The organism is Virgibacillus sp. AGTR (assembly GCF_016919725.2).
In the GTDB taxonomy this organism is placed as follows: Bacteria; Bacillota; Bacilli; order Bacillales; family Amphibacillaceae; genus Virgibacillus; species Virgibacillus salarius.
The window spans coordinates 1-7,885 of the sequence record NZ_JAJERH010000114.1; the positions used below are offsets into that span (position 1 = coordinate 1).

At 33.1% G+C, this 7,885-nt stretch carries 9 protein-coding genes and 3 pseudogenes; all 12 read right to left on the reverse strand.

Annotated elements, in window-relative coordinates:
* Window positions 1–155 precede the first annotated feature (155 nt).
* Window positions 156–578 carry a PH domain-containing protein gene (locus tag JUJ52_RS22060; RefSeq protein WP_228089198.1) on the reverse strand — a complete coding sequence of 141 codons (423 nt, stop codon included), beginning with the start codon at window positions 576–578 and terminating at the stop codon, window positions 156–158.
* Window positions 579–1,145: 567 nt separating this feature from the next.
* Window positions 1,146–2,027, reverse strand: a complete 882-nt coding sequence (locus tag JUJ52_RS22065; protein WP_026681583.1) for a GNAT family N-acetyltransferase — start codon at window positions 2,025–2,027, stop codon at window positions 1,146–1,148.
* A 165-nt stretch (window positions 2,028–2,192) separates the two neighbouring features.
* Window positions 2,193–2,960 (reverse strand): GNAT family N-acetyltransferase, encoded by a 768-nt coding sequence (locus JUJ52_RS22070; protein WP_026681584.1) that lies wholly within the window; start codon window positions 2,958–2,960, stop codon window positions 2,193–2,195.
* 391 nt (window positions 2,961–3,351) lie between these two features.
* Complete coding sequence (locus tag JUJ52_RS22075; RefSeq protein WP_121605599.1) at window positions 3,352–3,576, reverse strand: hypothetical protein; 225 nt, start codon at window positions 3,574–3,576, stop codon at window positions 3,352–3,354.
* 358 nt (window positions 3,577–3,934) lie between these two features.
* A complete protein-coding gene (locus tag JUJ52_RS22080; RefSeq protein WP_166529768.1) occupies window positions 3,935–4,462 on the reverse strand; it encodes a GNAT family N-acetyltransferase in 528 nt (175 codons plus the stop codon).
* Between the two features lie 165 nt (window positions 4,463–4,627).
* On the reverse strand, window positions 4,628–5,143 hold the full coding sequence (locus JUJ52_RS22085) for a GrpB family protein (RefSeq protein WP_121605929.1): 516 nt from the start codon (window positions 5,141–5,143) through the stop codon (window positions 4,628–4,630).
* A 111-nt stretch (window positions 5,144–5,254) separates the two neighbouring features.
* Window positions 5,255–5,542: pseudogene (locus JUJ52_RS22090) on the reverse strand (NUDIX hydrolase); the annotation flags it as partial.
* On the reverse strand, window positions 5,491–5,721 hold the full coding sequence (locus tag JUJ52_RS22095; protein ID WP_205388771.1) for a GNAT family N-acetyltransferase: 231 nt from the start codon (window positions 5,719–5,721) through the stop codon (window positions 5,491–5,493). The pseudogene JUJ52_RS22090 and the gene JUJ52_RS22095, both read right to left, overlap by 52 nt.
* Before the next feature lie 122 nt (window positions 5,722–5,843).
* A pseudogene (locus JUJ52_RS22100) lies at window positions 5,844–6,499 on the reverse strand (Type 1 glutamine amidotransferase-like domain-containing protein).
* A gap of 192 nt (window positions 6,500–6,691) precedes the next feature.
* Window positions 6,692–6,879 (reverse strand): annotated as a pseudogene (locus JUJ52_RS22105) (ketoacyl-ACP synthase III); the annotation flags it as partial.
* A gap of 273 nt (window positions 6,880–7,152) precedes the next feature.
* The gene (locus JUJ52_RS22110; RefSeq protein WP_228089199.1) at window positions 7,153–7,467 is read right to left on the reverse strand and encodes a YolD-like family protein; all 315 of its coding nucleotides are present in this window, start codon (window positions 7,465–7,467) and stop codon (window positions 7,153–7,155) included.
* A complete protein-coding gene (locus JUJ52_RS22115; protein WP_228089200.1) occupies window positions 7,468–7,743 on the reverse strand; it encodes a YolD-like family protein in 276 nt (91 codons plus the stop codon).
* Window positions 7,744–7,885: the final 142 nt, after the last annotated feature.

A 7,885-nucleotide genomic window follows, 5' to 3' on the forward strand; every position in this document is an offset into this window, starting at 1 on the left:
CTATGACCAATTGCATTAAAAACTGGTCTATCGATTCAATAAAGTTCATATCAGTTCCCCCAATATTTCACGAAATTATACAACAATATGACCCAGCTCTGAAGCACACACATATTCAAGAAGCGAAGCGCGCCCTTTTCTGGAATAGTCTTACCTTAATTATTCTTGTCGTTGGAAAGATTATTGTCGACCTGAATATATTGATTTTCAGTTAATAAAACTCGAATAAACTCGGCTACATTTTTTGGAGAGACTATCGCTATATCATATTTCCGATGAATAATCTCTATTCTATCAATGGATAGTGCAGGTCCTGCCAATGGATTTTTTGTAGCATTCAATCTTTTTATTTCATTAATCTTCACTGTGCTTCTAAATGGGCCTGATTTGATTTTAATAAGTCCTTCTTCAATTTTATAACCAGTTCCAAACCACAACCATAAAAGCAGACAAATTATTAGCAAACCTATAATATAGCTTACTAAGCTTTTATAAGTTATCATCTGCCAGCCCATTAAAAGTGTTACTCCCCAAATTATTAAAGCTAACCAATTGTCTTTCTTGGATGGGAAATACAAATTAATCGTCCCCCTTGTTTTACTCAATCAAATGGCCCAATTCTAGAACACTACTTATTCAACAACTGCGCCCGTTTGCGGCATAATGTAAATGTTATGATTCCCGAGATACACTTCCTGAATTACTGTGGCTTTATATTTTCGGAATGACTTTGATTGAATCTTTTTATATATTTGTTTTTCTTAGTAAAAAACGCAAAAATTACATTTATAAAAACTGGCAGTAAACTTAATAAAAAGAATCCCCAATTATTTGTAATTAAAGATAAAGCTAAGAAGAAATCGATTACACTGGATAAAATGTAAACAGTACGTTCAGAAAAAACTTGAACTTCTGAGCTGTATATTTTAGCCATAATCAATAAAAGGACCATCAAATTGATCCCCATTCGTATGAGCCCAGTCATATAAAGCACTGTAAGCGTAACTAATAATGTTATAATTACCTATATGTATGGTGTAGATATAATTTGTTTCCTCCCCAAAAAAATTTTAATCTAGTATCTTTTACTTTCTCTTCTAATATTATTTGTTAACATACTTCTACATCAAACTGAGAAAAAATGATTACATTTCTTTCGTCATGTAAACCTGTTGAGCTATTGTTTGAAATCCAATCTGTTTCAAAATGGTAAGAGGTAATTCGCTTTTGGTAATCGGTAAATTAGGAATTGTTCGAATGATATCATCCTTAAAATCTCCAAAAACCTCCCCTAACATAAAATAGACAATTTCCTCACTATCTGTCAGGTCTGGTTTCGACTCACACTGAAACAAAATAGTACTTAGATGTCTCCCTTGAGAATTAAATATTTTTTGATAATAAGCATAGCCAAGTTCATTTCCACTATCATCTTTGACGATGATCCCTTCACCATTTTTGGCACTTTGCCATTGCGTTTGCCAAGGATTCATTGTTTTATAAAACAGAAGTTGACCTATTTGCTGAGGTGCTACTCGTTCGACATTATATTTTCTATTTGAATCTTTAATCGGATTTTGTAATAACTTTCCCTTGAGTGTTAAATACTCTAAATTGTCATAGATTAAATAGCCCATATTTTTATATAGAGAAATGGCTTTAGTATTATTACTTATTGCCTCAAGTGTTGCTAGATCTACTCCTTCTTCTTTTAAAATAGAGAGAGTTGACTCTATTAATATTTTTCCAACTCCTTTGCTTCTATATTCCTTAGCAACACCTGTTCCTCCATTCCAGGCAACTTTTTTTCCTTTAACCTTTCTTACACCATTCATTACAATTCCTATAGGTTGGTTATCTTTAAAGGCTACTATAGATAATAAAGGTGAAAGATCTTCATTGACCATCCTTTTTATAAGATTTTCAGGAGTCGTTGTCGTATCAATATAATACCCCGCAAAACCTTCATTCCAAGATTTTACAGCTTCAGCTATTGTACAATCTATCAACCTTTTAATTTTAATCATGTTTTTAATTCCGCCAATCTTATTTAGTAATTTTCAAGAAATTCTTCCTATAATAGAACTTGGCTGTACTGACTCTTCAATTTTATTCTACAATATGGTTCTTTTTATGAAGAAGGCGCTTTCCTTATTTAAGAAAAGCGCCCTTTAACTTAATAAGAAACCCCCTTATTCAAATACTACCATTTCTCCGACATCTATAAATCCAAATCGCTTATAGATACTTTTCCCATCATCTGAAGCCTGTAATACAACTGGTTTTTGTTTATCCTTTGTTTGATTTAAAAGAAATTGAAACATTTCGCTGCCAAAACCTTTACCTCTAAATGCTTCTTTTGTCATCACATCATAAATACCGTAACTATCTTTGCTTTCTATTAATAAACCAGTAGTTACAGTCAGTTCACCTATGCATCCAATAAACATTTGAACTTCTACACCTAATTTTTCTTGTGAAAACCTATTAAAATAACTTTCTAATGCATCTTTTTCTGGTGAACCTCCAAATAGGCTCATAAAAACCTCTTTATATTTCATAAGTTCTTCATTACTTTTCACAGGGGTAATTATAAGCTGATGGGAATTACTTTGACTAACATTAAGCGTATTTTCAAGTTTCATCATTACATTACGTTCTGTTTCTTTAAGGTCATATTCTTGCATAAGTTCTTTCCATTCATCGTTTAAAAATTGAGCATCAATCCAAGTACTAAAGGGATATCCTTTAAAAGAAAAATTATCGATTCCATATCTAATCTTAACTGCATTTTTGATAGTTGGAGATTTTGGTAATAATACATTGAATGTATCAGTGGGGACTTTTGTATTCGCTATGACGAAATCTTCTTCACTTGTAAGTTCCCCACTAACTGCATGCGTAAATACTTTTAATTTTTCTTCAAAATTGTTGATTACAAATTGTTGATTTTTAATCATGTTTTTGCACCTTTCAATATATTTGTAGCGCGCTATTTTTTAAGGTCAATTAAATTCTAAATAAACTGTGTTCACAGTATTTATATCCTCCCATAATTTTCAGAAAACATGGAAGCGATTCATTTTCTTTTCTCAGTAATCTGGCCCGATTAATTAAGTGCTTATTCAGGATATAGCCCGATTGCAGGAAACTGTAAACCGATACTTAAACCTACACTTTTTCATTTAAACCTATAACCTTTAAGAAATCTTCCACTTCATCAGTTTTACTACCTGATTTTAAGTGATGCACCATATTCTTATTTTCTATATAAATAAAGAAATGATCTTCTTCCTTAGTATAGAATTCTACTTCTCGCCATTGATTCTCCAGTTCCCATTTCCTTTTACCTTAATTGATCTCACTATTGTCAAGGTCAAGTGCTACAAAATAGCCGTCCCAACCGTCCACTTCATCTAACTCATGAAGTATACGGTCATAATTATAAAATGTCTCCTTATTCCTTCTTATATTTTCTGGACTTCTAATACCCTCATATGTGTCCAGCCAACCTTCGGAACAAACTTTAGAAATTCCTTCAACATGCTCTGGCAATCCTCTTTTAACTACAATCATGCTATTTCCTCCGTTTATATTTCCTTATGATTTTTAATTGGGAAATGAAAATCACTTCTCCAACAAACTGGTCCGATAATGAAAATGAGCGCTGAAACTGATGATAGAAAGGGTGACCCATTTCTTATTATTTTGGTTTTTATTTCCCAAAAGACTAACAATAGGAATTATCCAAGCTACTAATCCAAGTATCAAACTGCCGATGTTAAGCCAACCAGCATCGAACATATTTCATCCCACCTCATTTTTTTCGATTCACCTTCTCAAAGCCTAATTAACAATAAATTATTCAATTAAATGGCCCGATAATGAAATCAAGGCGCTTCTTACTTCCATTAAAGCACCCGATTCCGGAAGATTACTTCCTAAGAAGGGAATAAACATATGTATCATATGCTTTTCCACCTTGGTACATATAGTCTCTTAAAACTCCCTCTTTTTGAAAACCTACTTTTTCTAATAATTTATTCGATGCATCATTTTCAATAAATACAACAGCACCTATACGGTTTAAACCCATAAGATCAAAACCATATGAAAGAACTTTAGATACAGCTTCTGAAATGTATCCTTTTCTCCACTGTTCTGGGTGAATTTCGTAACCAATTTCAGCTCGTTTATGTTTTGGAGACCAAGCATTGAAGCCAATTGTTCCAATTATGCCGTTGGTTCCTTTTCGCTCAATACCCCATCGTATGCCTCTTTTTTCACTATAGTTTTTTGAGAAGAAGTCTACGAATTTTTCTGCCTCTTCAATACTTTTCAATGTTTCCTGTCCGTAAAAACGTGTTAGATCGTCGTTAGAAAAACAAGCAAAAATACCTTCTGCATCTTCATTTGTTAATTCTCGTAATACTAGTCTATCTGTCTCTAATGTAGGAAACATATAATCTCACCCTTTTTTTAGTTTCTTAATTTGGAAATTTCCCTTTAATAACAATTATTTCAAAGTGCTATAAATTCCACAATCCCCATATTCCAGAAAATGGCCCTTTAATGAAAATGACCACTGACTCTTATTCCGGAAAAGCACCCTTTTCTGGAACAGTTGCTACTTTCCCTGTTCTTCAAACCACTTCAATGCCCTTTGTTCCATTTCTTTTACGAAAAGTTTTTTAGCTTTGCTGTAGTAAGCTGTATCGTCATATCGTTGAGCCAATTCTTCTTTCAAACATCTGTATTGCTCAACTTCTTTGGGATGGGTTCTTAAATAATCCCGAAAAACTAAATGCCGTTTAATTTGGGGATTATCAAACTGGTAAACATGGATATGATGGGTTCTCTTCTCTCCCCCTTTGCGAAATAATCGTCTACCTTGTATGCCCCATTCTCCAGCAACGTCATATCCAAGTAAGCGCATTTGGTCATTGAACATATCAATTTTTTCAATGTCTTTAACTAGACACATCATATCAATAACAGGCTTTGCATTCATCCCTAAGACGGAAGTACTCCCAAAATGTTCAAACCTGATTATTTCATCACCCAACACTTCGCCCAAAAATTGAGCCTCATCTTCAAACATTTTACTCCAATTTTCATCATACTCCGATAGCCTAACTTTCAATTGTATCTCCCTTTGTAAAGCATTTTGTAATTTATCCTTAATCCACATAATGGCCCGTTTCACCACAAAATTATTAGATTATTACACCCGTTAGTTCAATATATATCTTCATCATATCCTGTTGGAAACAGGATGTTTTACATATAGTTTATTAGTATCATCTTCATTAAGTATAATAGTTGAGTAATCGATTATAGTATGATTATCATAAGTAAATGAATGCTCTAAATTGTTCTCATCTTCCAATACTCTTGGTAGATATCTTTTTAAGTTGCTCATTACACCCCTATTATCATAATCTAATATCCAATTAATTGACTTCCATTCTAATATACCCTCGTCAGTGTTTAAGGGAGTATGAATATGAACTTCATCTGGTAAATTAGCAAGAAATACATAGTTTCTTTATCATTATGCAGAACATTTTCTATCCAATCCCTTTGCTGCTCTACTGTCTTATTAAATTCATCTGAAACAGTTGTTAAGAAAGTTCCTTCTAGTACAACCTCTTTTTGTATTTGTAAAATTCTTGAAGCATCTTCAGCTTTTGCTGTTCGGATAACAATATCTTTAGGCAACTCATTCACTCCTTGATCTTCAATTAAATGGCCCTATTGAAGCGCAGCCCTTATTCTACAACTGCGCCCTTTTGCAGAATACCGTTCTGTACATCTATGTATATCATAGTCATTTATTACAACTAAAGCGTCTCATCCAATTTCTGAATCTTTGATTGGGAAATTAAATACACCTTGCCTAAAATGTCGATTTTGTCTCTCTTTATACGGACAGCGCAGTCTTTGTTCGACGCATAAATATTCATTTGTTCCGATAAGGGAGACAGTTCACTTTGAACCAGCGCAATGTTATTTTCAAGATCAAAATGTGACAGGATGGAAAAGTCGTCAAGGCCGATCCCGTCGTAAACAGAGCTTATTTCAACTTTATATCCAAGGCTTTTTGAGCATAACCATTTTGCGGACATGTTGATTGCACCAGCACTTGCTCCCATCACAACGGCTTTACTCTTTTTAATCAAATCCGACATTTCATATTCCATCAACAAGTCATTTTGATTAAGGGTGTTTCCACCCAACAAGAAAATGGTTGATGCATTTTGAATTAATACTTGGGCCTCTTCCTTTTGTACGCGATAATTAATTAAATAGTATTCATCAAATATAATGCCAGCCTGATCAAGCCACGATCGTTCAGTAGCACCATCATCTTCATATAAAAATGGATTCGAGCTAATCATTACAAGCGATTTTCTATCTGCTATATCCTCTTGTAAAGCCTACTCAAGTTCTTTGGAAAAAAATCGTTAAACCAACCTAAATAATAGTGAGTTTTCATTTTCATAAGTACCCCCGTAGCAAAATATAAATAAGATTTCTACTTTCTAAGTTTAATGCCCCTTTTCTTCTTCAAGAATCTGGCCCGATTCAGGCATAGTGTTTGTTGTTCCACAACTGCAGTTTGAACAATATAGTTGTTGCCCAATTCACCGTCTGAAGCCAAATACTAGGACAAAAACTTGTTTTTTTATTCAAACTCTACAGGTACTGCTCCTACACCATCACCAAATAAAATACAGGTAGATCGATCTTATAATCAGTAACTTTAGATACAGCTTCTACTCCAATGTCAAGAATTTTTTGTAAATTCAAAGTGATTAATCCATTGGCTACATGCAATCCATAAGTAAATCCTGTACAAGCAGCGTTTAAAACTATCAGAGCACAAATTGGGCACAAACATAAAATCCATTATAAAAACCCTTGCCACAATCATCGATGTGACAAGGGTTCCTAGTTGTTAACCTATAGAACCTTCCATTTCAAACTTGATTAATTAACGTTTTCAAATCACATTTTATATTGGTAGAAACTCGATAAAATCAATATTTTACTGTTTGGTCTTTTCAAATCCTTTTATAGTTTTTCAATTTCAATCGGCACAAAATCGGCACATTTTTAAATACACCAACCTCGATAATAAATCATTACCTAATCTATCCACACATCAATAATGCTTTCTATAGGTAAATATTGACCAGCTACTTTTATATATTTGTTCTGTCTATCAATACTAGCGATCTTCCCTTTAGCATTATAATAATCATGATTACTGAAATACTTTAGCTCTACAGTTAGATCATTTTTGACAGCCATTTGTAGCTTCAAGTTAATTTCTTCTTGCTGTTGTTCATCTATTATAGGCTTCTGTTTACGATCTTGTTCATCCCATATATTATTAAGCATTTCAATATGTTCCGGCATCATTAAAGATGTCCATTTGATATTGCCTCTATCGTTAACCATTTATTCTACACCTACAATAATATTTGCGCTAATCTTATGATGTTCAAAATTACCAACATTAAACGTAATCATTTTCGTTTCAGGGTTTGCAGTTTGGATAACACCTGTAAACTTTTCGTACTTTCCTTTTCTATATGTAGTGATTGTAATTTCGTTCTTAAATTCCAATGCATCTGCTAGTCGTTCTGAAATCTCTAAAAGCCTATCTTCTGTTAAATTTGGACTGTTACTAGCTGACTTCTTTTTCCCTTTAGGCGGTTTAGGTACAGCAGTCATGTGATTACCTCCAATAAGAACATTTGTTTCTACCATTATATAAGAACATGCATTCTGTTTTCAAGAAAAAAATAAATTAAATATCAAATATCTATTTACTCTTTACTACTACATTTAAATGTAGTATAATAAGATTATAGAA